General features: G+C 52.3%; 20 protein-coding genes. 6 read left to right on the top strand and 14 right to left on the bottom strand.

Annotated features, from left to right (window positions below; translation table 11 throughout):
• Window positions 1–208 precede the first annotated feature (208 nt).
• The gene (locus tag C0081_RS18645) at window positions 209–898 is read left to right on the top strand and encodes a GntR family transcriptional regulator (RefSeq protein WP_101535365.1); all 690 of its coding nucleotides are present in this window, start codon (window positions 209–211) and stop codon (window positions 896–898) included.
• Between the two features lie 282 nt (window positions 899–1,180).
• On the opposite strand, the gene C0081_RS18640 is transcribed toward C0081_RS18645, so the two are convergent.
• The 6 genes from C0081_RS18640 to C0081_RS18610 form a co-directional block, all read right to left on the bottom strand.
• Window positions 1,181–2,209, bottom strand: a complete 1,029-nt coding sequence (locus tag C0081_RS18640; RefSeq protein WP_101535364.1) for a 5-oxoprolinase subunit C family protein — start codon at window positions 2,207–2,209, stop codon at window positions 1,181–1,183.
• On the bottom strand, window positions 2,206–2,928 hold the full coding sequence (pxpB, locus tag C0081_RS18635) for a 5-oxoprolinase subunit PxpB (RefSeq protein WP_101535363.1): 723 nt from the start codon (window positions 2,926–2,928) through the stop codon (window positions 2,206–2,208). Before pxpB ends, C0081_RS18640 begins: the two co-directional genes overlap by 4 nt.
• Window positions 2,928–3,707: a LamB/YcsF family protein gene (locus C0081_RS18630; protein ID WP_101535362.1), complete on the bottom strand. Its 780-nt coding sequence runs from the start codon at window positions 3,705–3,707 to the stop codon at window positions 2,928–2,930. The genes pxpB and C0081_RS18630 overlap by 1 nt, the downstream gene beginning before the upstream one ends.
• A 228-nt stretch (window positions 3,708–3,935) precedes the next feature.
• Window positions 3,936–4,748, bottom strand: coding sequence for an ATP-binding cassette domain-containing protein (locus C0081_RS18625; protein WP_245417999.1), 813 nt, complete (start codon window positions 4,746–4,748; stop codon window positions 3,936–3,938).
• Window positions 4,724–5,809 carry an ABC transporter permease gene (locus tag C0081_RS18620; RefSeq protein WP_101535361.1) on the bottom strand — a complete coding sequence of 362 codons (1,086 nt, stop codon included), beginning with the start codon at window positions 5,807–5,809 and terminating at the stop codon, window positions 4,724–4,726. Before C0081_RS18620 ends, C0081_RS18625 begins: the two co-directional genes overlap by 25 nt.
• 221 nt (window positions 5,810–6,030) lie before the next feature.
• Window positions 6,031–7,053, bottom strand: coding sequence for a sugar ABC transporter substrate-binding protein (locus C0081_RS18610; protein ID WP_101535359.1), 1,023 nt, complete (start codon window positions 7,051–7,053; stop codon window positions 6,031–6,033).
• 252 nt (window positions 7,054–7,305) lie between these two features.
• Between C0081_RS18610 and C0081_RS18605 the strand changes: the two genes are divergently transcribed.
• Window positions 7,306–8,520 carry an ROK family transcriptional regulator gene (locus C0081_RS18605; protein ID WP_101535358.1) on the top strand — a complete coding sequence of 405 codons (1,215 nt, stop codon included), beginning with the start codon at window positions 7,306–7,308 and terminating at the stop codon, window positions 8,518–8,520.
• Between the two features lie 163 nt (window positions 8,521–8,683).
• Here C0081_RS18605 and C0081_RS18600 read toward each other — a convergent pair whose 3' ends face one another.
• Both C0081_RS18600 and C0081_RS18595 read right to left on the bottom strand, forming a co-directional pair.
• A complete protein-coding gene (locus tag C0081_RS18600) occupies window positions 8,684–9,688 on the bottom strand; it encodes an aldose epimerase family protein (protein WP_101535357.1) in 1,005 nt (334 codons plus the stop codon).
• Between the two features lie 301 nt (window positions 9,689–9,989).
• Window positions 9,990–13,385: an acyl-[ACP]--phospholipid O-acyltransferase gene (locus C0081_RS18595; protein WP_101535446.1), complete on the bottom strand. Its 3,396-nt coding sequence runs from the start codon at window positions 13,383–13,385 to the stop codon at window positions 9,990–9,992.
• A 267-nt stretch (window positions 13,386–13,652) separates the two neighbouring features.
• On the opposite strand from C0081_RS18595, the gene C0081_RS18590 reads away from it, so the two are divergent.
• Window positions 13,653–14,282: a protein-methionine-sulfoxide reductase heme-binding subunit MsrQ gene (locus C0081_RS18590; RefSeq protein ID WP_101535356.1), complete on the top strand. Its 630-nt coding sequence runs from the start codon at window positions 13,653–13,655 to the stop codon at window positions 14,280–14,282.
• Window positions 14,283–14,353: 71 nt separating this feature from the next.
• On the opposite strand, the gene C0081_RS18585 is transcribed toward C0081_RS18590, so the two are convergent.
• The 5 genes from C0081_RS18585 to xylF all read right to left on the bottom strand — a co-directional run bounded on the left by C0081_RS18585 (window position 14,354) and on the right by xylF (window position 20,771).
• Window positions 14,354–15,979 carry an FG-GAP repeat domain-containing protein gene (locus C0081_RS18585; protein ID WP_101535355.1) on the bottom strand — a complete coding sequence of 542 codons (1,626 nt, stop codon included), beginning with the start codon at window positions 15,977–15,979 and terminating at the stop codon, window positions 14,354–14,356.
• A complete protein-coding gene (locus C0081_RS18580) occupies window positions 15,979–17,406 on the bottom strand; it encodes a di-heme oxidoredictase family protein (RefSeq protein WP_101535354.1) in 1,428 nt (475 codons plus the stop codon). Before C0081_RS18580 ends, C0081_RS18585 begins: the two co-directional genes overlap by 1 nt.
• 169 nt (window positions 17,407–17,575) lie before the next feature.
• Window positions 17,576–18,355: an ATP-binding cassette domain-containing protein gene (locus tag C0081_RS18575; protein WP_101535353.1), complete on the bottom strand. Its 780-nt coding sequence runs from the start codon at window positions 18,353–18,355 to the stop codon at window positions 17,576–17,578.
• Window positions 18,356–18,358: 3 nt separating this feature from the next.
• Window positions 18,359–19,657 carry a sugar ABC transporter permease gene (locus C0081_RS18570; protein ID WP_101535352.1) on the bottom strand — a complete coding sequence of 433 codons (1,299 nt, stop codon included), beginning with the start codon at window positions 19,655–19,657 and terminating at the stop codon, window positions 18,359–18,361.
• Window positions 19,658–19,745: 88 nt separating this feature from the next.
• Window positions 19,746–20,771: a D-xylose ABC transporter substrate-binding protein gene (gene xylF / locus C0081_RS18565; RefSeq protein WP_101535351.1), complete on the bottom strand. Its 1,026-nt coding sequence runs from the start codon at window positions 20,769–20,771 to the stop codon at window positions 19,746–19,748.
• A gap of 212 nt (window positions 20,772–20,983) precedes the next feature.
• Between xylF and C0081_RS18560 the strand changes: the two genes are divergently transcribed.
• From C0081_RS18560 to xylA, 3 genes are all read left to right on the top strand, one after another.
• The gene (locus C0081_RS18560; protein ID WP_101535350.1) at window positions 20,984–22,222 is read left to right on the top strand and encodes an ROK family transcriptional regulator; all 1,239 of its coding nucleotides are present in this window, start codon (window positions 20,984–20,986) and stop codon (window positions 22,220–22,222) included.
• A 172-nt stretch (window positions 22,223–22,394) separates the two neighbouring features.
• The gene (gene xylB, locus C0081_RS18555) at window positions 22,395–23,843 is read left to right on the top strand and encodes a xylulokinase (protein ID WP_101535349.1); all 1,449 of its coding nucleotides are present in this window, start codon (window positions 22,395–22,397) and stop codon (window positions 23,841–23,843) included.
• Window positions 23,843–25,150 (top strand): xylose isomerase, encoded by a 1,308-nt coding sequence (xylA, locus tag C0081_RS18550; RefSeq protein ID WP_101535445.1) that lies wholly within the window; start codon window positions 23,843–23,845, stop codon window positions 25,148–25,150. Before xylB ends, xylA begins: the two co-directional genes overlap by 1 nt.
• Before the next feature lie 138 nt (window positions 25,151–25,288).
• On the opposite strand, the gene C0081_RS18545 is transcribed toward xylA, so the two are convergent.
• Window positions 25,289–26,344, bottom strand: coding sequence for an ABC transporter ATP-binding protein (locus C0081_RS18545; protein WP_101535348.1), 1,056 nt, complete (start codon window positions 26,342–26,344; stop codon window positions 25,289–25,291).
• Between the last annotated feature and the right edge of the window lies 1 nt (window position 26,345).

The following is a 26,345-nucleotide window of genomic DNA, read 5'->3' as shown; positions in this document are numbered from 1 at the left end:
AAATCTGGCAGTGTGAGCGATTTGCAGGGACCGCCGCATTCTTCATTTTCAATGGGTGCCTGATGGCCAGAGTTGACCGGACAAACGGGCCTCCCTTTGAAGGTCTACAGGAATAGAATATTTTACTAGCTAACTAATATACCAGTTCTTCTTGCTTGTAAACTGATATGCCAGTATTATCATGACGACAAAGCAGGAAATTCCATAAATGACCATTGAAACAGTCTTGAGCCCCCTAAATAGAGTATCAGTGGCGGATTCCGTCTTTGAAGAATTGCACAGACAGATTCTAACGCTGGAACTTAAGCCCGGTGTGAAAATCTCGGAAGCTGAGGTCGCCAAAGCTCTGGGCGTATCGCGCCAGCCGGTGCGCGATGCTTTCTATCGTCTGTTTAAGCTGGGTTTCTTGAATATGAAGCCGCAGGTAGCGACCACTATATCCTTGATTTCTGAAGAGGCTGTAGAGCAGGCCCGCTTCATTCGATGTGCACTTGAAACCAAAACCAACAGAGTGGCCTGCGACAAGATGCAGACCGAAGATTATGAAGTTTTAAAAGTCATTCTGGATCAGCAGCGCATAGCAGTCAAAGCCAACGATACCGCGCTTTTCCATACACTAGACGACAGATTCCACCGCACCATTTGTGAGAGATGCAATCTTGCTTTTGCATGGGACCTGATTAAAGACAACAAGGCCCATATGGACAGAGTGCGCTTTCTGTCTCTGGCGTTCACCCTCGAGGAAGCCTTTGCGGCACACCTCAGAATCTACGAAGCAATCAAGCTCAGAGACAAAGAACTGGTAAGCACACAAATTCAAGATCACTTGCGCCAAATCCTCAGTATTATACCGCGCATTCGCGAGCAACATCCTGATTTTTTCCTCGTCGAGGACTGAGGTTAAGCCAGAATAGAAGGCCGTGCCCTCTCCCCTTTCAAGACGCCCTAACAGCGCTCAAAACCGAGCGGCACCAATACACAGAGATAGGGAGCATCCCTTTGACTGACTACAAAAGCAACTGGATTTGAGGGTTTGATTCCTGCAAAAACACTTTTGTCATGCTTAAAGATGAGAAGCGCCTGCTCGGACCTGCCCATAGTGGAAGCTTGTCCACAGATTTCCCCGACAAGAGAATTGCGCGCCCCAAAGCAACAATAGCACGGCAAAAACCGCACCAAATCAATCCACCCAAACACCACAAATCAAATTAGCGCTATGCAAAAGATGATTGAACATTTGCTCCTCATTTGGCAGAGGCACGATAGCATCGATGCACGCCAAAATTTGCTGTTCCAGCGCTCGGCGAGCTTCTTCCGCCTCTGCAACAGATAACGCAGCAAACCGAACTTTAGCCCCCGAAGACATCCGCCCCAACCGAGCAAGATCTGCGCTGGCGATGGTTCCAATTTTGGGGTATCCACCCGTCGTTTGATGATCGGCAAGCAGAATAATCGGCAATCCATTACCGGGCACCTGTACAGAACCGGTAACAATGCCGTCCGAATTGATGTCAGCGCCCTTGCTGTGAGCGACCTCCGGTCCAGACAACCGAACACCCATGCGGTTTGATTCATTGGAAAATGAAAAATCTTCACTCAGAAACGTCTGTAAGCCTTCATCAGAAAAATAGTCAGACTGCGGCCCAAGCACCACACGAATGGGACCAGCTACACTATAGCGCAGCGGCGTGAAACAAATGCGGTCAGCGTCGGCTTCGACACTCCCCTTGCATAAGGGGACAAAATCCCCCGCCTGCAACGCGCGCCCTTCAAAACCACCAAGCCCGCCAGAGACATATGTGGACTGGCTACCATAGAGCAACGGGAGATCAAAGCCTCCCTCAACCGCCAGATAGCAAACCGCACTATCGGCAACACTGCTTATGCGAAACACTTGGCCCTGCTCAAGCATTACCGCGCGGTTGGCAGGGACCGGTTTTCCCCTCGGCTCCACCAAATCTATAAAACCATCTGAGCCAGTCAGTGCAACCCGCACGCTTTGCGCCGCCACTTTTAAGGTTGGCCCAAGAATACGCAGCTCCAGCGCCCCAATGCCTTGCGCATTTCCAACCAAGGCATTGGCCAAGCGCAGATTGCCCGGATCAAGCGCACCGGACACGGGCACGCCCTGTGCTTGATGGCCAAACCGTCCCAGATCCTGAACCGTAGACATCAAACCCGGCGCAACAACTTCTATTGAGGGGATCATGGCAGCTTGGCCTCTTCAATGCTATATGAGCCAGCGGCCAGTTCAGCCTCAATATCCTGAAACTGCTCAAGATCCACTTCACGGAAACAAACACGGTCCCCGGGAGACAAAAGAACCGGATCAGCCTTGCCCAAATCAAAAATCGGCACAGGGCAACGCCCCACAATATGCCATCCCGTAGGATTGACCGCGGGGTAAATGATGGTCAAACCGGTCGCCACAAGCACCGACCCTTTTGGCACGCCCATTATCGGTGTTTTTCGCCGCGGTATGGCTAACCGCTCGGGTAAATCGCCCATGTAGGGCAACCCTGGAGCGAAACCAAGCATATAGACAAAATGCTCAATTGATGTGAGATGCCCGATCACCTCCTGCTTGTCCATTTCGGCGTGAGCGGCAACAGACTCAAGATCAGGTGCGAAGGGTGCGTCAAAGCAAACCGGCAAAATCCAACGCCTAGATTGCGTATCCGATGTGTTGTCCAAATGTGCCAACAAAGGCTCAAGAGCAGCGATCAAAGCCGACTGGGACGTAACAAGCGGATCATAATGGACCAGCAGCGACCGATAAGTCGGGACCGTCTCGATCACGCCAGCCAGTTGGGCCTGATCCACAGCAGCACGCAAAGCCATAATCTGGCCGCTCAACGCTCTGTCTATAGTATGGCCAAACTGGATTGTGAGACCACAATCACCGGAAGGTAAAAAGTCCACGGCCATTAATCAGACCCCAAGGTGTCCATCATCGGACGGATATCCACCCCGGCGGAGACAAGAGCATCACGCACTTTTCCTGCCATTGCGACCGCATGGGGGCTGTCCCCATGCACACAGATAGAGTCAATTTTGGCAGCAATACGCTTGCCACTTGCACTTTCAATTTCGCCAGACAGGACAAAATCAACCATTCGGCGCGCGGCTTCATCGGCATCTTCGATCATTGCGCGAGGGTCTTTGCGCGACACCAGCATGCCTTCATCTGTGTAGGCACGATCGGCAAAAATCTCGCGTGCGACATTCAACCCAAGCGCCTCACCGGCTTTCTCCATCTCACTGCCCGGCATGACGAGATATATGAGATCTCGGTTCACCATTTTAACAGCACGCGCCGTTGCCATGGCAAGATCGGCATCCACACAAGCCATGTTGTTGAGCGCACCATGCACTTTATAGTGGCCAATTTTCATGTCGAGCGAGCGCGCCATCGCCTCGATTGCACCAATCTGATAGATGAGCTGTTTTTCGACATCCTCGGGGCGATCCCCAACGATGGGGCGGCGACCAAACCCCCAAAGATCGTTGAAACCGGGATGCGCACCAACACCGACGCCTTTGTCGCGTGCCAACCGCAAGGTTTCATGCATCACAAGGGGATCCCCGCCATGGAACCCGCAGGCCACATTGGCCGAACTGACAATCGACAACATCGCCGCATCATCACCAATGGAATAGGCTCCAAAGCTTTCACCCAAATCAGAATTCAAGTCTACCACGGCCATAATGCATCACCTGTCGTTGAATGAGTCGACCCTATTTATAAGCCAAAGCGACTGTCTCGCCACCCCCGCACCCGATTTCTTGTTACCAATCCACTCAAAATTAGAACACAGGTAGCAACCATAGGCATCACACAAAAAAACCACGCATGAGGGAGAACCATGCGTGGCTTTCACTTGAGAACCAAAGCCTTTGATACCTTTAGCTCTCTATTGGCTGGACCGAAGGGATCAATTCAGCTCTTGGGGCGGTGTCTTTGCTCCAGTCATGAAGGCAACGGCGTCAGACATTGTATATTCCTTTGGATCAATAACGCACAATCGGCGCCCCAGACGGTGAACATGGATTTTGTCCGCGACTTCGAAGACATGCGGCATATTATGCGAAATCAACACAATGGGCAGACCACGCGCCCGCACATCCTGAATCAACTCCAGCACTTTGCGGGACTCTTTCACCCCCAGCGCTGCGGTTGGTTCATCCATGATGACCACTTTTGATCCAAAAGCCGCTGCTCTGGCCACCGCCACGCCCTGACGCTGACCACCAGACAGAGATTCAACCGCTTGGTTGATATTCTGAATGGTCATCAAGCCAAGTTCCGTCAACTTGTCTCGAGCGATCTGCTCCATTTTTGGCCGATCCAACATGCGCAAATATTTGCCCAGAAATCCGGGTTTGCGGATCTCGCGGCCCATAAACATATTATCCGCGATCGACAAAGCCGGAGACAGGGCCAAATTCTGATAGACGGTTTCAATGCCAGCATCCCGCGCTTCCATTGGAGACTGGAACTGGATTTTTTTACCATAGAGTGTGATCTCGCCGTCATCAGGGATCAGAGCACCGGAGATGGCTTTGATCATCGTTGATTTACCCGCCCCGTTGTCGCCAATCACGGCCCGTATTTCACCGGGATAGAGATCGAAGTCTGCCCGATCAAGGGCCGTGACACGACCATAGCGTTTGGTCACGCCTCGGGCGGTCAGAATGGGTTCGGCATTATAGTCTGGAGCGTTCATGACGAGACCTTTCTGATCCATTGGTCAATTGCAACAGCGGTAATGATAAGCAGGCCAATCAGCAAATAGGTCCATTGCGGATCGGTACCGATCAGTCTCAAACCAAGAGAGAAGACACCCACGATCAAAGCCCCGAACAACATGCCCAAAATGGACCCGCGGCCACCGAACAAAGAAATGCCACCAATCACAACGGCAGTAATGGATTCGATATTGGCATTCTGGCCAGCCGTGGGCGAAACAGACCCCAAACGGCCAATCAATGCCCAGCCAGCAAGAGCACAAATCAAACCGGCAAGAACATAAACCGAAATGAGGGTTTTCTTGACACTGACACCGGACAATTCAGCCGCTTCTGGGTCATCCCCCACCGCATAAACATGCCGCCCCCAAGCCGTGTGACTGAGCACATAATTGAGCACAAACACCAACAGCAGCATGGCGATAACGCCAAAGGTGAAGACAGCGCCACCAATTTTAATTTTCTCACCAAAAAACTGCAAAATTGGCGCGTGTTCGGCAAGATCCTGACTTCTGATGGTCTCGTTGGCTGAATATAGAAAGTTTGTCGCCAGTACGATCTGCCACATGCCCAGCGTCACAATGAAGGGGGGCAATTTAACGCGCGCCACTAACGTGCCGTTGATAAAGCCGCAAAGGCCCCCGACAGCAAAACCGCAAAGCACCGCTACTTCAGGCGGGAAGCCATACCGAAAGGTAAACTGCCCCATCACGACAGAAGACAGCACCATAATCGCGCCAACCGAAAGGTCGATACCGGCCGTCATGATCACCAATGTCTGAGCCGCACCGACAAAGCCAACGATGGCCACTTGCTGCAAAATAAGGGTCAGCGCAAAGGGTGAAAATAGCTTTCCACCCAGAATGACACCGAAAATTGCCAAGGACATAAGAAGCACAATCAATGGCACCAAAGCTGGGTTGCCATGCAACAAATGCTGTATCCGCTCAATTCCTGATTTATTGTTGTCATCAAAGCTCGCGACTCCGCGCGCACTCCCCTCCAACACCGATTCAAAATCCTGCGCCTTGCTGGATTTTACGGGTTCAGTTTCCGCCATAACAATCTCCCTTGATCCATCCCCAGCAGATGACCACGCCCACAAGGCGATCTGATTGATCGGCCCAAGGGGTCAAAACACCAAGTGAATGCGGATAAACTTGGCCTGCTGCAGGATAGACCTCACGCCAATCCCAATGCATACGATAAGAAAAGGGCAGCCCTCGGCTTGCGAAAACTGCCCCATCGCGTTTCAAATCATACTATAAAGTCGCCAAGCTCTTAGCCCCAGCAGCGATCTGTGCCTTCTTTGACATCAATGGAGTCGACGCCCTCAGCAGGCTTGTCGGTCACGAGATTGACCCCGGTATCAAAGAAGTTTTTACCTGGAGTTTTTTCAGGTTTCTTACCGTCTTTTGCCCAAGCAGCAATGGCTTCAATACCTTTGGAGGCCATCAGCAACGGATATTGCTGGGACGTAGCACCAATGATGCCATCTTTAACATTGGCAACGCCGGGGCAGCCACCGTCGACGGAAACGATCAGGGCTTCCCCTTCACGTCCAAGAGCTTTCAACGCTTCATACGCACCCGCAGCAGCAGGCTCGTTGATGGTGTAAACCACGTTGATTTCAGGATCTTTGGTCAGAAGGTTTTCCATTGCCTTGCGGCCACCTTCTTCGTTGCCTTGGGTAACATCATGGCCAACGATGCGCGCATCATTTTCGTCGCCCCATTTGTTCGGGTCGGCAATATCAATGCCAAAGCCTTTCATGAACCCCTGATCGCGCAACACACCCACCGATGGCTGACTAACGGCCAAATCAAGCATTGCGATTTTGGCGTCTTTGGCTTTGTCGCCCAGCGATGCTGCGGCCCATTTACCGATCAACTCACCAGCCAAGAAATTGTCTGTAGCAAATGTTGCATCAGCAGCGTCGATTGGCTCCAAAGGCGTATCAAGAGCAATAACCAACATGCCAGCGTCACGCGCTTGGGTCACGGCAGGCACAATACCTTTTGTGTCCGAAGCCGTAATCAAAATTCCTTTGGCACCGTCCGCAATGCAGGTTTCAATAGCAGCAACCTGGCTTTCGGAATCCCCATCGATTCTGCCGGCATAAGACTTGAGCGTAATACCAAGCTCTTCCGCTTTGGCCGTCGCGCCTTCCTTCATTTTAACAAAGAAAGGGTTGGTATCGGTCTTGGTGATCAAGCAAGCGCTAATATCGGCCGCCGATGCAAAAGAAACACTGGCAACCCCCATAGCAAGGCCGACGAGTGACGTTTTGACAATGGATTTCATATTTTCCTCCCAGAAATTGACCCATTCACAGATCAGCACTCAAGTCAGCTTTCGTCAGTCTGGAGCACTTTGAGATCCGCTAGCCTCGTCAGACTGACATTGAAAATCAGGCCTGTCAATTAATAAATCCAATTGATTTATTAATTGACCTGTGAAAAATTAGCGCAGATATCCAGTCAATAATTGCAAACCCAAAAACCAGACTGCGACCCAGACTTGATGCAAAAGAAGCGGTAATAAGAAAGTCGTCAAATGAGCAAAGCCCCATCAAATATTGATCGCATTTCAGATCCATCAGGCGGGGCCAATCAGACACGGGTGCGCGCATATAACGAGAGACTGGTCCTTTCGCTTGTCAGGCGCCATGGTCATCTGCCCAAGTCCGACATAGCGCGCAGAAGCGGCCTTTCCGCCCAGACCGTCTCGGTCATTATGCGCTCTCTGGAAGCTGACGGTTTGCTTCTGCGCAGAGAGCCTGTCCGTGGCAAGGTGGGTCAACCATCCATCCCCATGGCCCTCAATCCAGAGGGGGCCTATTCCTTTGGTATGAAAATAGGCCGTCGCAGCGCGGAAATGGTCCTCATCAATTTTTTGGGCAACCGGATCGCTTCAATTCGCAAGACCTACCCCTATCCCCTACCCCACGATCTGCTTGCCTTTGCAATTGAAGCCATCAAAGAGCTCTCAGCAAAAATTGACAAAAAGGACCTGCCCAAAATAGCAGGCATCGGCATCGGCATTCCATTCCAACTTTGGATGTGGGCAGAAAAAGTGGGAGCACCCCACGGGTCAATGGACCTCTGGCAAGGCTTTGATATATCCAAAGAGCTGGAAGAAAAAACCGGTTTGCATAGCTTTACCCAGAATGATGCCACAGCAGCATGTGGCGCAGAACTGACATTTGGCCGCGGGGCAGAATTTGCTGATTTTGTTTATTTTTTCATTGGAACATTCGCAGGCGGTGGCATTGTACTCAATCACTCGATCTATTCCGGTCGCACCGGCAACGCAGGCGCTTTGGGGTCTCTGCCGATAAAAGAACACGGCTCAACCGGCCAGCTGCTGGATCATGCGTCAATCTATGATCTGGAAAAAATGCTGATCAAAGAGGGGAAAGACCCCGCCATCTTGCGCGATACCCTGTCTGACTGGTCCGAACTCGGAGACACATTGTCCCAATGGATTGAGTGTGCATCCGACTATATCGCGATGGCCATTGTTGCCTCTAGCTCCGTCATTGACTTCGAAGCTGCGATTATTGACGGGGCCATTCCAAGAAATATACTTGAGATCCTGATTCAAAAAACAATCGCAAAAACAGATAAACTTGACCTTCAAGGCATCATTTTGCCAACCATTTTACCCGGCACAGTCGGCAATGGCGCGCGCGCGTTGGGCGCTGCAACCCTGCCTCTTTTCAACCGCTACCTGCTGGATCAAAATGTGCTGTTCAAAGCCATGGGGTAAGCCCGCTTGGATCCGAACCGACACATAGGCATAGATATCTCCCACAACTTAACCCGCCCAACATCTTGTGTTGAGCGGGTTCATTTTGCCCCGCATTGCCAGCCTCAAAAGAAGGCAAGCACACCTTCTAGCGGGCTTCCCCTTGTGCTTTCACAACCCTTGGTTAAACCTTGCGAAAGGCATATTGGGTCTGCTGATGGTAGGTCTCACCAGCCTTAAGAACTGCGGATGGAAAGTTTGGATGATGGATAGCATCCGGCCAGATTTGTGGTTCAAGGCAGAAGCCGCCGCAAGGGCCGGAGGTGCCGCCATCAAGCGCAGGCATACCCGCCTTAAGATTGACCGCATCATAAGCCTGCAGGCCGGGCTCCGTGGTCAAGACATCCATGCTGACACCGGATTTTGGGCTTGAAAGGGTAGCCACCCGACGCAAGGAGCCAGCGGTCTCCTCGATACAGAAATTGTTGTCGATCGGCTTGATGTCATGTGCAGAGCGGATGCTTTTCTTTTTGCGAAAATCAACGCTTTGTCCATCAACAGATAGAATTTTTCCCGTGGGAATAAGCTCAGCGGTCACATCCAAATAGCGATCACTATCAATCTGCAATTCATGGTCAAGGATATCGCCTTCACCATCAAGATTGAAATAGCCATGATGCGCCAGATTACACAGGGTGTCGGCGTCTGATGTCGCCTTCATATCAAGATCCAGCACCCCATTGTCCAACAAAGTATAGACCAGCTTGATGGTCATGTTGCCCGGATACCCCATTTCGCCATCAGCGAGCTGCAATGACATATGCACCGCATTGGTGTCGATCTTGTCAAAATTCCATACCCGCAAGCCGATGCCTTTGGTGCCACCATGCAAGCTATGCTTGCCAGCAAAATTGATATCCAACTGATAGATCTTGCCACCCAACTCAAAACGACCATCGCGAATACGATTGGCCACACGGCCCGCCGTCGCTCCAACATGCGCCTTGTAGGTGAAATAATCTTCCAGAGCGTCAAAACCCAATACCAGTGGTTTGGCGTGGCCTTCCAGCCGCAAGTCCTGAAGAATAGCGCCATAGGACAGAATTTTTGCGCTCAGGCCCCCGCCAGTGATCGTCACACGCTCAACAGCGGTGCCATCTGGCATTATCCCAAATTGCTCAACAGACATTTGTATATTCCTTCAAGAAAACTCGAAAATCGCATTGATCGTAACAGAGTTAGCAGAAAAGAATATGCGTAAAAACAAGAAACAAGCCGACTAAATGCAGGAATGAACAGCGCAACGACACGTTATTCACCAATGCAGCACAACTTCATAAAAGCACCTAAAATCAAGAGATTTAAATGCAACGAAGCGGCGGCATTGCGCAGAACTATCGTCACTCCCCGCCTTAGGCAGGCGATGGCAAGCGAGACTCAACAAGCTGGCCCAAAGCGTAGCACCTGCGATTGTGGTCAATATTTCCAGTTTATTGTTTATGCTGTTCTGACATTGCATCGATTGACTTTTGCACGCCAACAAAATCGATTTTTCCAGTCCCCAAGACAGGCACCGGCTGAATGACAATCTCCGACGGCACCATAAGGTCGGAAACGCCCATCGACCTGGCATAAGCCGTCAGATCGGATCGATTGGCGTCGGGATTGTCCGTCACCATGATCACCCGCTCTCCCCGCTTGGGATCCGGCAAGGAGCCAGTGGCCGAAAGATACCCGGGCCACAAGTCATCGGCCAAGCGATCAATCGCCGCCAGCGAGATCTTTTCACCCGCAATATCAGCAAAGCGTTTGGCCCGCCCGATGATAGTGATGTAACCCTCGGCATCTATGGTGACAATATCACCGGTATCATGCCAGCCATCAACGGGAGGCTCCAGAACGTCGGGATTTTCAGCCCGCAAATAGCCCGCCATGATATTGGCACCTTTCACAAACAAGCGCCCTCCTTCAGCAATTCCGGGAACCGGCTCAAGACGCGTTTCAATACCGGGCAACGGTTTGCCCACCGATCCGGCTTTGTTATACATGGGCGTATTGAGCGCAATCACCGGCGAGGCTTCTGTCACGCCATACCCCTCAAGAATACGCACACCAAATTGCTCAAGGAAAACCTTACGCGTCGAGGCTTTCACCGGCTCGGCGCCAGCCACACAATAACGCACGGAACGAAAATCAAATGGGTGGGCGGTGCGTGCATATCCATTAAGGAACGTATCGGTGCCAAACAAAATGGTCGCGTTGGTGCCATAGACCAGTTCGGGAATAATCCTGTAATGCAACGGCGACGGATAGAAATAAATCGGCAACCCCCGAACCAATGGCAAGATTGTGCAAGCCGTCAATCCAAAACAATGAAACACCGGCAAAACATTAAACACCCGATCCCCCAAATTGAAGTCGATACTGGCACCACATTGAGCAGCATTGGACAACAAGTTTCGATGGGTCAGAACCACGCCCTTGGGCACCCCTTCTGAACCCGAGGTAAAAAGAACAACCGCCGGATCATCCGCCTGTCTGTCCGTCAACGGGCGCGTGCGATACCACCTGCCTTTGAGTTTTTCTGTCAACGAAATGGTCGCGCGGATATCATCCACCCAGACAATTTTGACTTGATCCTTCAGCGCTTCAATCACCGCTTCGAGCTTTGCCTGTTCAACAAAACTGCGCGACGTCAAAACGGTCGAAAGATTGGCCGTTTTGCAAGCCGACACAAGGTTGGCAACACCGGATGTGAAATTGAGCATTGCCGGCACTTTACCAGCCGACATCAACCCCAAGATTACCACCACAGTGCCATTCGCATTGGGCAACATGACACCGACGCGATCCTCCGAGGCATAATCCTTTAAGAAGCGCGCCCCCAACACACGGCTGCCCGTCAGGATATCGCCGTAAGTCATTCGACCAGAAAACGGGTCCTCAATCGCATTGCGTCGCAGACCAAGACTGCGTCCAACTTTAATGACCTTTTGCAAAACCGTCTGATCGACATTTGTCGTGCGAAACACCAATTCGGCCATAATACTCTGCAATTGAGCCCCTGCCGCCATGCGCCGCTTGCGCCCTTTCAGCTCTTGAGGCACGGCCAATCTGACCGGCTCCAGAATAGTCACCTTCACCTTGGGAAAAAGCTGACGCCGGACATTTTTGGCATCAATGGACGTGGAATAGCTGCGCTCCAATCCATCGATCCGGATAGGCACGACCATAGATCCGGTCATATCCGCAGCCATCGCTGCCACATCATAGACTTTCATCAAGCTACCGGTGTCTGTCACCCTGCCTTCAGGGAAAATCACCAGAGAATTGCCATTCTGAATGGTCTGGATCAGGTTCTGCTGGGCAATCGGCAGCGAAGGTTCCAGCACCAGATAATTACAGAACCGCAAGAAGGGATGCATCCACCATGCTTTGGCCGTTTTGGCATCGATGGCAAAAACCGGTTCTTCTTCGGTGATCGCCAGCGCCAAGGGGCCGTCAAGAAAGCTGACATGGTTGAAAGCCAAAATCGGGGCCTTACCCGCCTTCTCAAGATTTTCGCGCCCCTCAACCTCCAGACGGGAAAAGGCGCGAAATAGGATATTCACCAAATCCCAAATGGGATTGGTTGGCAAATAACGGATCATTAGCCAAGCCGCCAGCCCGTTGCAGACCGCCAGCAGCATCAGGATCTGGGGGATAGAGGCCCCTTGCGACTGAAGCAGAGCCAAAAAAGCCCCGGAAACAAAAATAAACACGGCATTCATCACATTGACCGCAGCAATGACCCGCGCCCGACGTTCCTTGTCAGCCCATGTCTGAATCGCAGTGAATGCAGGCACCACAAGCAGAGCACCCGCTATGGCAAGCCCGGCCAGATCAAGGCCCACTCTGATGCTGACCGTATAGGAGAAAAATTCCGCCACGCTCTGAGCAACAATGGGGCTATCCATGCCGGACAGATTCCACGCTAGCTGTAGACTGAAAAACGCAGCCAAAGCGGCACCAAACGGCGCAGGCAGCAGCACCACGCGGCCTGCACACAGCCACGCAGCAATCGCTGACCCAATCGCCACTGATACCGCAAAAACGGTAGAATAGACCGTCACGACAAGCGGTGAACCGCCCATAATTTGCGTCACGAAACTGGGCACCAGCGCAGTTAAAACCGCACCTAACAACCAGAACCAAGAGACAATAAGGCTCGCCCGCCACATCCGTTTATCGCGTCGCAGTTCTGACAGCAGCTGCATGGTCGATGCAAAAATATTGCGATTAATCACCAGATCGGGATCACCAGAGCCACTGTCAGGGATGGCGCGACTGATCCCCCAACAGGCAACAGCAAACAAAACCATCATCGGACCAAAGGTAAAAGCGTCAATACCGCCAGAGGCCACCAACCCGGCAACAATTGTTCCGGCCAAAATGGCAACAAATGTCGCCCCTTCCACCCATGCATTGGCCGCAGGCAATTCACGTTGCTCAAGGTGATCTGGCAAAATACCAAACTTGATCGGCCCGAACAGCGCAGACACCACACCGAACAAAAACAGCGCCAGCATAGATAGCCAAATCGACCCCATCGATATGCCAAGAACCGCCACAAAAGAAGCGCCGATTTCAGCCAGTTTCAGCTTTTCCGCCAACCGGCCTTTGTCATATTTGTCCGCCATCTCGCCACCCAGCGCGGAGAGCAACAAAAACGGCAACATAAAGATGGCACCAGCAAGCATGACCAAAGAGGCCGCTTGATCAGCCGATAATTTAAAGAGAATGAGAAATATTAACGAATAGCGCAGAAAATTATCATTGAAAGCCGATAGAAACTGCGTCCAAAACAGAGGCGCAAACCGTTTTGATCTCATCAAGTGAAGACGCATAGCAAGGCTTTCTGGTTTTTCGAGCAACGACAAAGGCCGAGCCCCACCGTGCGTATTTTGTGACACTATAAAGACTATCCTATTCTTAAGACAATCAAAACGGCTCAAAACAAAGATACAAAGAGATACAATTTGATACCAAGATTAACTGGCAATACGTCCGCCAAAGACAATATGATCAAGCAGACCAGAATGCAGCTCCGCGCACCAGACAAGCATGCATATATGCAATCAAGACGATTTTAAACCAACCAATGGACATGACCAATGTCGGCAACAGCCAATGTTAAATCTTTTTTCAATTCCCCCTATTTCTTTTGGGCCCTGCTGGCTGTGCCATCCATCGGCATGATCTCGGGAGCTCTGAATGGAGGAGATCTCGAACGCCTGCTGCATCCAACGGGTGAATTCTCGGCCCGCTTCATGATCATCTGCATGATCATAACACCCTTGAAAATGCTTTTTCCCAAAGCAAACTGGATCCGCTGGCTTGCGCGTCGGCGTCGCTATCTCGGCGTTGCGGCGTTTGGCTATGCTGCACTGCACACGCTATATTACGTCATCGACTTGGGTACCCTCTCTGCCGTGATGACCGATTTCGTTGAAGCAGGCATTTGGACCGGCTGGCTGGCCTTTGTCATTTTTGTGCCGCTTGCGATCACGTCTAACGATCTATCCATCCGCAAAATGGGGCCGCGAAGCTGGAAAAACCTGCAGCGCGCCGTATATGTTGCCGCCGTAGCAACCTTGGCCCATTGGATTTTAGTAAGCCACGGCCCCGGTGGAGCACTGGTGCATTTTATACCGCTCGCAGGCCTTGAAGCCTATCGCATCTGGCGCAATATGACAGACAAACCAACAACGCGCAGAGCACGCGGCAATGCTACAGCGGCCTGAATTTCACATCCAGTACAGCAACAAAAAGCCCGCGATTGTTCACATCGCGGGCTTTTTGTTGCTGCCGGTGCTCAGTCTTGGTTGGCGGTTTGCGCAGGCAACCAGACATCCGCTGTGGATTTACCGCGGGTGATACGCGAATGCTGATTGGCAAACAAACGCACCCAAGCGCTCCATTCTTCATCGGGCCATTGAATGCGCACAACCGCTCGCTCGGCAACTCCGATGCCAAAATGATGCCATCCCACTTTCCCACCCGCATGGCCACCACCCACAGTGATCTCGCGGCTTTGGGTTCGGTCTGCGATCCGCACTTCGATAAAGGCACCAACAGCATTGCGGTTTGGTCCGTCTTGCAAAACCTGCAAAGCAACCCAGTTGCCCATAGGGGCCGCATCTACCGCCCCAGCACGCGCTTGCCCCATATTGCGCCAGAGTTGCGCCGGTTTTTCGCGATTGAGAACTACACTATCCAGCAGGCCATCCATATTCAGATCGACCAAACTGCCCCCACGCCCGCGATCAAAGCTCATCATACCGGCCTTGTCAGCGGCTTCTGTAAATGACCCGTCCGGCGCGCCCAGCAATAAACTGTTGGGGTCTTTCATCGCGAAGTCGGTCATGGCTTCCACATTGCCCTTGGTGACAAACAAATCAACAAAACTGTCATTGTTGATGTCATCAAACTGGGCGTGCCATGAGGTTGACGGATGGACCGCGTTGCCCACAAAAGGCCGATGTGCCGTGATACCCTTTTGAAACGCAAGATCTTCATAGTCTGGCGTCCCGTCCCGCGTGGCAAGCACCTGAAGTTTATTGTCAGCCATCGAGGTGATATAATAATCCGGCCGGCCATCGCCGGTTAAATCGGTTGCGGCGATGCCCATACCCCAGACCCGCAAACGCCGCCAGCCATCACTAGAGTTATATTCTTGGGGTGCATCTCCAGCCCGGATTTTCCAAAGCTGCTCGTGGCCGTGGCGATAATATTGCCGATCATTGGCAATACGCAGATCGGGTTTTCCTGTCCGTCCCCAATCGGTAAACATCATAGAAAGCGCACAATAGCCCGGCTTCAAACTCTGATGATCATAACCGCCTGCCCTGTCCGGCCGATAAAAATCGGTATCATGACAGGTACCAAACGGCGCTCCGGGTTGATCGCGGTCGACATAATTGCCCACGGCAAGTGTTGGCAAATCATTGCCCTTTTCCCATGTGGCCGCAAAAGCGGTGGACCAAGCTTTGCCGCCGTCAAACGACCAAAGCGCGTTGGCTTCTTCAAACACACAATTGCCTTTGCCACGAAAGAGCTTGTTTTCACCAACCCGCAACACAGCCAGATCAAGGATACCATCACCATCAATATCCAGCGGATAAGCTCCGCTGACCGCATCCAGCGCCAAAACGCTGTTTTCTTTAAGAGAAAACTGTAACGCACCGCCTTTGCTGCTACGGTTGAGATACAGGCCAGATTTTCCCGCGCCACCAGCAAAATAAAGCTCGGGATAGCGATCACCATTGCAATCAAACGCCGCAACACCGCCGCCAACAAAATACTCCCACCCGCCGGTATAGCGATGGTCGATACCGGTTTCACCCGTCACTTCAACCATATGCGGCGGCTCAATCGCTAAAGCCTGAGACGCAAAGGTCATCGCCGCGCCCGCAAGGAGGGCCATCATTGCATTTTTCATTACTTTGCCTCCGAGGTCAGTTTCAGGGACTTCAGAAACTCAACAATTTTGCGCTGGTCCATGTCAGCCAAACTTTCATAAGCCACACGGGAAGCGCGCGCTTCACCACCATGATGCAAGATCGCTTCTTTCAAAGTCGTCACATCCCCCCGATGGCCGTAGGGCGCACTGCTGCCTACACCCCAAAGGCGCGGCGTCAAGAACTGGTCATTGGCAATAAAGCGCTGCGATAGCCGCTCATTGCCGTAGTGAGACTTTTCCGAATCTGCGATCACATGGCGCTTAAAATCCGAGAACACAGGAACCAGCCACTCGCCTTTGTCATTTTGTGGCAAGCCCTCAGAAGACAGCGCAAAGGCATAGCTTTTACCATCCAAATCAGACACCCGCATATTGCCTGCGGCATTGTAGGGGCCGGGTTCAACAAAACTCAGGGATTTCAAAGGCAGGCTTTTGATATGGCATTGGCTGCACAGCACCTGCTCAAACAATGCCTCGCCCTGTTTTGCCGCGCCACTCAAAATAGGATTCTCGGGCAAACTCTGAACCGGCGTCGGTAGGCTCGCCTGAAACAACACAACGGCGGTCATATCACCTGCGCTGATCTCGCCTTTGAAGCCGTCTTCGTCAAAGTCCTCACTGTCTGTCCATTGCGGACCCCAGCGCTCATCACTCTGAATGCCGTGGTGGGCGTTCATCGCATTAATGCTGAACTGCCGCAGGGATGTGAAGACACCCTTTTGACTGAAGGGCCGGACGATCAAGTCGTGATCAATCCCCTCGATTTTATCGATCTGAATGAAACCATCCGGATCCACAGTCAATTGGCCAAAATCAACGCCTTTGGAGACAAGATCAACGGCAACCGCTTGGCCCGTGGCCCGTGCGTCATCCACGGCCACACGGCGCAGGGCATGCAAATCTGCGGTCATTTCCCGTGCCAAAAGCTCAACGAGCCCCGACCCATGCAGATGGGGTGTGCCGCGTTCATTGGAAAACTGCGCCTCTAAGGTATCAAACTCGAAGTCAGAAACGCCCTCGGAGGTGAAAACATTGGCGACAAACTCACCCGCCCCCCCTGAATTTGGTTGATTGTGGCACCCATTGCAGGCATTGGCTTCGGGCCCCGCCGTGCGAAAGAAGGAGGGCACTGCGCCGGGGCGGCGTTTCACCGGAACTTCTGCCTGCGTCGCCGAAGGGCGGCCGACGCCGTCAAGAGTGGTGAATTTGGCATCAAACAGCAACCGGCCATGATCGATGATAGCCTGCGGTTCCGTTGTCTCCAGATCGGCAAGGCCCAGATGTGCAGAAACCGCCCGCTCATCCCCTATTATTGGCTCCCCCATGATAAGATCACTGGCCGATACTGCCCCACTCAAAAGGCAGATACCTGAGCACAAAAGAGCTTCGAACATAAAGCGTCGCATAGCATTCCTCCCCAAAACCGACCAGACAGGTTTCCCGCTCCTCCAAGCGGTCACCGATCGGCTACGTTATGTTATCTGCCAAAAGAAGAAACAAAAGCCCGACCAATTGACCGGGCTTTTGTATTTTTAGGGTGTCAGAACAACAGGCATTCGGCAAAGGACCACCGATCTAAACGATTGCGCCGGTATGCGGATGTTTGCCCAGAATAATCATGCCGAGCAGATCATCTTCTGTGACCTCATCCACTTTGACCGTGCCAACCAAACGACCATTTTTCATCACCGATGCGCGATCACACAAAGCTTTGACCTGATGAATGTCATGATCAATCAGGAAGATCCCCAGGCCTTGCGCTTTCAGCTCATCAATCAGATTGGCCACCATTTTGGTTTCTTCCACACCAAGCGCCGCAGTGGGCTCATCCATAATCAGGATTTTGGCGTTGAAATAAACCGCGCGGCTAATCGCAACAGACTGGCGCTGCCCGCCCGAAAGGGCAGACACAGGCGCAGAAAAACGCACAAAATTGGGATTGAGACGTCCCATAATCTTGCGGGTTTCGGCTTCCATCTGGGCATCATCGACGAGCCCCAGAGCGGTTACCATCTCACGCCCGAGAAACAAGTTGGACGCTGCATCCAAATTGTCAGCCAGAGCCAGTGTCTGATAAATGGTCTCGATGTTATAGTCCCGAGCATCCCTTGGATTGTTGATCTCAGCCAACTGGCCATTGACATAGATCTCGCCACCGTTGCGCTGATACGCACCGGATAGCATTTTCATAAGGCAGGATTTACCGGCACCGTTATGGCCAAGCACGCCCACGACTTCGCCGGGATATAAATCCAGCGACACATCATCAACGGCATGAATACCGCCGAACGACAGCCGCATGTTGCGCATTTCAACCAGCGGCGTGCCACGATCTGTATTAGCAGAGGATGTCATGCGTCAGTCCCCCGTTTTCTTGCGATAGACGATGTCAACATAAACAGCCAAAACCAGCACAATGCCAACGACGATATTCTGATAAGGAGCTTCAACGCCCACCATGGCCATGCCTGATTGCAGGGACTGCATAATGAGCGCGCCGAGAATGGCCCCGTAAATGGTGCCAACACCACCGGCCAACGCCGTGCCGCCGATAACCGCAGCCGCGATCACCCGCAATTCGTCCAGTGTGCCAATATCATTGGAGTGGAAATTCTGTCGAGCCGATGCAACCACAGCAGAAATGGCACATAACGCCCCGACGATGGCAAAGATCTTGACCGTCAGCAATCGCGTATTGATACCAGATAAAGCCGCGGCTTCCGGGTTACCACCCGTCGCAAAGATATAACGCCCCAAACGCGTGCGTTGGGCCACGATTGTCATCACGGTTGCAACTGCGATCAGGATGAGGACAGAATAAGGTACGCCATAGGCTTCGGTATAGCCACTTGGCAACACGTCACCGCGCTCGGCAAACTCGCGTTTTAAACGTCCAATCGGAATTTCATAAGAGTTGAGGATCCAGACGAGGCCCAGAATGGCGCCGACCAAAATTCCTCCAATCACAAACTCAGCCCAAAGGGGCTTCACAGTGAAACGGTGGGCAATCTTGTTGCGCCGCGCGCTAAACAACAAATACAGCGTAAAGGCGGATGCCAAAGCTCCAAACACCCAACTGCCCGTGACGCCGAGCGTCCCGTCAATGCCGCCCAAAGCAACAAAACCGGGATCAAGCGGCCCGATCGTTTGCCCGGCCGTCAAATGCCAAGCAACGTTGCGCCAGACAAAAAGTCCGCCAAGTGTAACAATAAAGGCAGGGATGGTCAGGAATCCGATCAACCAACCATGGAAGGCACCGATAAAACAACCGACAACCAGCCCGACCGTGATGGTCAAGGGAGCAATCAAGGGACTGCCAAGATCTATACCAAACCACTGCGGCATCACCAGCGTCTGAAACATCGCCATAATCGCCGAACAGGTCGCCAACAAGGCTCCCACAGACAGATCGATATGACGTGTGACGATGACAAACACCATGCCCGTCGCCATGATGGCAACAGAAACCGTTTGAATGGTCAAATTGAAAATATTACGAGGAGTTAGGAAGCGACCGCCCGTCCAGACATCAAACACAATACAGATTATGACAAAGGCCCCGATCATGCCAAGCAGTCGGGTATCAAGTTCCATCGTATCTAAAAGATTCCGTCGAGTTTGTGTCGGCAGTTCGCGTGTTTCCGCGCTATCAGCCATGTGCTGCTCTCCAGCATGCAGGTTATCATTGCTCCCGCCCTGCTGGGCGGGAGCCGACTTTCATTGCGTGGGATGCCCCACAGCAAACTTATTTACAAGGAGCAGGACCGCCAGAAACACCCTGACAGAGTTTTTCTACCGAAATCCAACCCGCATCTGTAACAGCAGAAAGATTGGCTTGTGTTACAGGCACCGGCTCAAGGAAACGAGCAATCATCGTTGTGCCACCAGGAGACGTCCATTCCCCGGCACCAGCAACGTCAGCCATGTCTGTACCACCAGCCATGGCTACAGCGATTTCAGCAGCCGCTGTACCCAGATCACGCGCGTCTTTCCAGACAGACACTGTTTGAGTGCCTTTGGCAACACGGTTCAGTGCAGCATGATCGCCATCCTGACCAGAGACAGGAATACCCTCCATGCCCTGAGCGGTCAGAGCAGCAACAACACCACCAGCAGTACCGTCATTGGAAGCCACAACGGCATCCACTTTGTTATCATTCGCAGTCAGGATCTGTTCCATGTTGCGCTGAGCGTTCGCAGGCAACCAACCATCAGTATAGGCTTCGCCAACAATTTTGATATCACCGGATTTTACAGCTGCATCAATGATTTCTTGCTGGCCACCACGCAGGAAGTCTGCGTTTGGATCGGTAGGCGAACCTTTGATCATGACATAGTTGCCTTTAGGCTGCGCGGCGAACACGGCGCGAGCCTGCATGCGTCCAACTTCAACATTGTCAAAGGTCAGATAAAAAGCGCGTCCATCTTCGATCAAACGATCATAAGCAACAACAGGGATGCCTTCGTCAGCAGCATTCTGAACGGCTGGAATGATTGCTTGCGTATCCTGCGCCAAAACGATCAGAGCGTCCACGCCCTGCGCCATCAGAGCTTCAATATCGCTAAGCTGTTTGGATGAAGAAGACTGAGCGTCTGCAGAAACATATTTCGCCCCAGCAGCTTCAAGTGCTTTGACGATGGCAGCTTCGTCAGTTTTCCAACGTTCTTCCTGAAAATTCGACCAGCTAACGCCAACGACCAGATCTGCCGCGAGAGCAGGTGTAAAGATTGACGCGCTCAAAAGAGCGGCCATAAGCAGTGATTTTTTCATTATCCTGTTCCTCCCAAGAACAATAACAGCCGGATCTGCAAAAATTTGGCTGCACAAATATGCATAGCATTATTTATTTTATCCGTCGAATTAAAAATTCATTATCATGGGAATTGGCATTCATCTTTGTGAATTTTTTTGGTAGAACACCTTAGTGCAATGCTTCCTTTCACCTTTCTAATCCAAGAAATCCACAAGCAAAGTCAATCCAAATGACCAACCCCAATAAAAAGCAGTCTCAAATCCCTGAGCAAAGAAGTCAGGGGCGCCATTTGGTTTTTTCCCATATCCGAAACAACTTACAGATGGCCCGGATTGACATTGCCAATGCAACCGGCATGAGCCCGGCAACAGTCACAGCCATCACCGCAGAACTCATCACCGCAGGCTTGATTGAAGAAGTACAACGTGTTGTAGAACCGGGACAATCCAAGCGCGGACGCCCACGTGTCGATTTAAAACTGCGCGGCAAAGCGCATATTGTCGTCGGCATGAAAGTAACCGCAAAGCTGATCACTGCCGTGGTTATGGATTTGGAAGGCAACCAGCTGGGGAAAGCACAAACAACCATCCCTCGCAGGCTCCTCAGCCGCGAAGATCTGATGAAACTGATTCCCGAACTTGTGGCAAAAGCAGCCCAGTCGGCCAATCTGGATGTCAGCGACTTGTCAGCAATTGGTATAGGCATCCCCGGCACAGTAAAAGCCGACACCGGCTTTGTAGACTGGTGCCCGCTGATTGAAGAGCAAGAATTCAACCTAAAACATTTGCTGCAAGAAGTCCTGCCGATGCCATGCTTCATCGAAAACGATGCCAATGCCGTAGCCATGGCAGAGCTGTGGTTCGGGTTCGGACGGGACGTGCCAGATTTTCTTGTTGTCACCATTGAACAGGGCGTGGGCTTGGGGATCGTGCTTGGCGGCAAGATTTTTCGCGGAACACAAGGTTTTGGCGCAGAGTTCGGACATACCAAGGTACAGATAGAAGGCGCCCTTTGCCGCTGCGGTCAACGCGGCTGTCTGGAAGCCTATGTCGCCGATTATGCCCTACTGCGCGAAGCTGAGCTGTTTTCCCATTGGAGCGATGAACCCAATACCGAGCAGCGCCTCATTCAACTGTATGACTCCGCAAAATCAGGCGATCTAACAGCCAAATCTATCTTTGACCGCGCAAGCCGGATGTTTGCCATGGGACTGGCCAATCTGGTGAATTTATTCGATCCGGCACTCGTCATTCTGGCGGGGGAGCAAATGCGCTTTGACTATTTATATGCGCAACCGGTTTTTGACGCCGTAAAGGAATCAACCATTCAAAGAGGTCATCACGCCCCGGAAATCCGCATTCACAAATGGGGAGATATGATGTGGGCAAAGGGGGCAGCAGCCTACGCATTGGAAGAAGTTGTCGGCCTGTCCATGGACCAACTCAATAACGGCGAGACAGCAACCTAACAGCCAACCACCGCTGCAACATCGCTCAAATTAAACTGCAGCACACTGGCAGTGGAAGAATCAAAGCTCTTCTTGATTTATTTTATGATCTAAATTAATATTTCCCCGCCGCGTAGACTCTCGACCCATTCTGTATTTTAGCAGATCGAGAGGATCGGGTGGGAGGAAGATCATGTATTTAGGAATTGACCTGGGCACGTCCGGGATCAAAGTGCTTGTCATGTCACATGACCAGCAGATTGTGGCGACAGCCCATCAGCCTTTGACTGTTGAACGCCCCGCCACGGGGTGGAGCGAGCAAGATCCGGCGAGCTGGATCACCGCCACAGCAGCCGCATTTGACGAACTGGCAGCCAGCGCCCCGCGAGCCCTTCGGGATGTCAAGGCGATTGGCCTATCTGGCCACATGCATGGCGCGACCATGCTGGATGCCGAAGACAAACCGATTGCACCCTGCATTCTTTGGAATGACACCCGCAGTTTTATAGAAGCCGCCGAACTGGATGCCACACCCGGCTTTCGTGAGCTGACCGGCAACATTGTCTTTCCCGGCTTTACGGCCCCAAAACTGGCTTGGATGCGCAACAACAAGCCCGAGCTTTTCAAAGCCATCAAAAAAGTACTTCTGCCCAAGGACTATTTGCGGCTTTGGCTGACGGGCAACCATGTCTCGGATTATTCCGACAGCGCCGGCACCGCTTGGCTTGACGTTGGCAAGCGCGAATGGTCCGCCCCATTGCTGTCAGCCACAGGGCTCGACATATCACACATGCCCGCCCTTGCCGAAAGCACCGAGGCCACGGGCACAATCCGTCAGGTTCTTGCTGATCGTTGGGGCTTTTCTCCCGATGTGGTGGTCGCAGGCGGCGCAGGCGACAACGCCGCCTCGGCGTTGGCCACAGGCATCACCGGCGAAGGCGATGCCTTCCTGTCGCTGGGCACATCAGGTGTAATCTATGCGGCGACCAATAGCTACCGCCCGCTGCCCGAAAGCGCGGTGCACACCTTCTGCCACTCCACCGCCAACCACTGGTGCCACATGGCGGTTATACTGGCCGCAACAGACGCCCTGAACTGGTACGCCAATTTGGTAGGATCCAAAGCAGCGGACCTAACCAAGGCCCTTGGGTCAGACATCCAAGGCCCCGGATCGAGCCTGTTCTTCCCCTATCTAGGCGGAGAGCGCACGCCCCACAATGATGCAACCATCCGCGGCAGTTTCATTGGCCTTGCCCATCCTGATAACAGCGAAACCCTGACCAGAACCGTTTTGGAAGGCGTATCATATGCCTTCAAAGATGGCATTCGTGCTCTGGAAGCCGCAGGCACCCATCTCGATCGGCTCATCGCGGTGGGCGGCGGATCCTCATCGGATTATTGGCTGTCCCTGCTCGCTACCATTTTGGACAAACAGATTGACCGCCCCGCCGCAGGGGATTTTGGTGGCGCTTTCGGAGCGGCGCGCATGGGTCTGGTTGCAGACCAGAAATGCAATCCGGCTGATGTCTGCACCATGCCGGACATTGAAAAAAGCTTTTATCCAAATCGAGAGCTGCAATCAGGCTTTAACGATTCTTATGCCCGCTATGCAGCCGCTTATTCCTCATTGAAGGATCTATGATCATGACTGACTTTTTTGGTTCTCTATCAAAAATCAAATATGAAGGCCCCAACAGCGACAATCCGCTCGCTTTCCATCATTATAATCCCGATGAAATGCTCATGGGGAAAAGCATGAAGGAGCATCTGCGCTTTGCGGTTGCCTACTGGCACAGCTTTGCGTGGGAAGGTGGCGACCCATTTGGCGGACGCACCTTTGACCGCCCCTGGTTTGGCGACGAAATGTCCAAAGCCAAGCTCAAAGCCGATGTCGCCTTTGAATTGTTCGACCTGCTTGGTGCGCCTTATTTCTGTTTCCATGATGCAGATGTACGCCCAGAGGGTAAGAATTTCGCTGAAAGCCTCGCCAATCTCAATGAAATAGTCGACTATTTTGAAGAAAAAATAGCAGCCTCTGACACCAAATTGCTTTGGGGCACGGCCAATTTATTCTCGAATCGCCGCTTCATGTCCGGCGCCTCCACCAACCCAGACCCTGAAGTGTTTGCCTATAGCGCAGCTACTGTGAAAAGTTGCATGGACGCCACCCATCGTCTGGGCGGCCAAAACTATGTGCTTTGGGGTGGCCGTGAGGGCTATGAAACCCTGCTCAACACCGACCTCAAAAAGGAAATGGACCAAATGGGCCGCTTCCTGACGATGGTGGTCGATTACAAACACAAGATCGGCTTCAAAGGCACCATTCTGGTTGAGCCAAAACCACAAGAACCAAGCAAGCATCAGTATGACTATGATGCTGCGACCTGCATCGGTTTCTTGCGCAAATATGGCTTGGAAGGCGAAATAAAACTGAACCTTGAACAAGGCCACGCGATTCTGGCAGGCCATTCTTTCGAGCATGAAATCGCGGTTGCCACGTCTGAAGGCATGCTCGGTTCCATCGACATGAACCGCAATGACTATCAATCCGGTTGGGATACAGACCAATTCCCCAACAACACCCCTGAAGTGGCCTTGGCCTATTACCATATTCTCAAGGATGGCGGCTTCAAAACCGGCGGCACCAACTTCGATGCCAAACTGCGCCGTCAGTCAATTGATGCCGATGATCTGGTGGCCGGCCATATCGGCGGCATGGATACTTGTGCACGTGGCTTCAAGGCCGCAGCAGCCATCATCGCAGACGGTCGTTTTGACGGTGCACTCAAGGATCGCTATGCCGATTGGGATAAAGACGTCAATCAGGCCATGCTGAAAGATCAAAGCCTCGATAGCATCTTTGATCGCGTCCTCAAAGACGACATCAACCCGCAGCCACGCTCTGGCCAGCAGGAAAAACTGGAAAATATGATCAATCGCTTTGTTTAGGGCAATTGCGCTTTAAAGCAACCAAATACGATTGCGTTTTAACGAGTCGAAAACATCAAGGGGGAGCGGCTAGTCCGTTCCCCCTTTTCGTTGATGGGAGGTTCATCAACAGGGTGGCCTGCAACACCACCCTTCCAGTCAATCCCGAGGAAGAGCCTGCCCCTCGGCATCAAAGAAATGAAGCTTGCTAGGCTCGAAAATCAGACCCACTTTGTCGCCCGGTGCGACGATAGAATCGCCATCCAGCCGCACACCGATCGCCCCAAGAGGGCCACAATCGACAAGCAAATGGGTATCGGATCCGAGATACTCGACAATGTCGACTTCGCCGTCACATTGTCCGTCACCAACAGCGCCAATCGAGATTGCCTCGGGTCGCACACCCAAATGCACAGCCGCGCCGGTCTGGGTTTGAGGCCCACCACGGGCGCCCTCCAACACATAATCGTTGCCAATGGTTTGGCACGGCATGACATTCATCTTGGGTGAGCCAATAAACTGGGCAACAAACAGATTGTCAGGACGCTCATACAACATGCGCGGTGTGCCCACCTGCTCGATGATGCCATCACGCAGCACCACAATCCGGTCTGCCAGTGTCATCGCTTCCACCTGATCATGGGTCACATAGATCATGGTTGTTGCAAGTTCGCGATGCAGTTTGGCGATCTCATAGCGCATCTCAACACGCAAAGAGGCATCAAGATTAGACAGGGGCTCATCAAAGAGGAAGGCCGTTGGATCGCGGACAATCGAACGCCCAATAGCCACGCGCTGACGCTGCCCACCGGACAGTTCCTTTGGCCGCCGGTCCAAATACGCTTCCAACTTCAAAGCGGCGGCGGCTTCATTCACCTTGGCTTCGATTTCCGCCTTCGGTTTGCCCGCTGTTTTGAGGCCAAAGCCCATATTATCCCGCACATTCATATGCGGATACAGTGCATAGGATTGAAACACCATAGCCAATCCACGCGCGGCGGGCGGCTCGGACGCAACATTTTTACCCTCGATCAGGATTTCACCCCGCGAGCATTCCTCAAGCCCTGCAATGGTACGCAACAATGTCGATTTGCCACAACCTGAAGGACCAACAAAGATGACAAATTCACCCTCCTCGATGGCCAAATCCACGCCCTTGATGACCTGCACGTCACCGAACCATTTCTCAACGGCTCTAAGTTCGATTGATGACATC

The sequence above is a fragment of the Cohaesibacter celericrescens genome, from assembly GCF_002866925.1.
In the GTDB taxonomy this organism is placed as follows: Bacteria; Pseudomonadota; Alphaproteobacteria; order Rhizobiales; family Cohaesibacteraceae; genus Cohaesibacter; species Cohaesibacter celericrescens.
The sequence above is the reverse complement of the archived record's forward strand: the minus strand, read 5'-3'. Positions and strand labels throughout refer to the sequence as shown.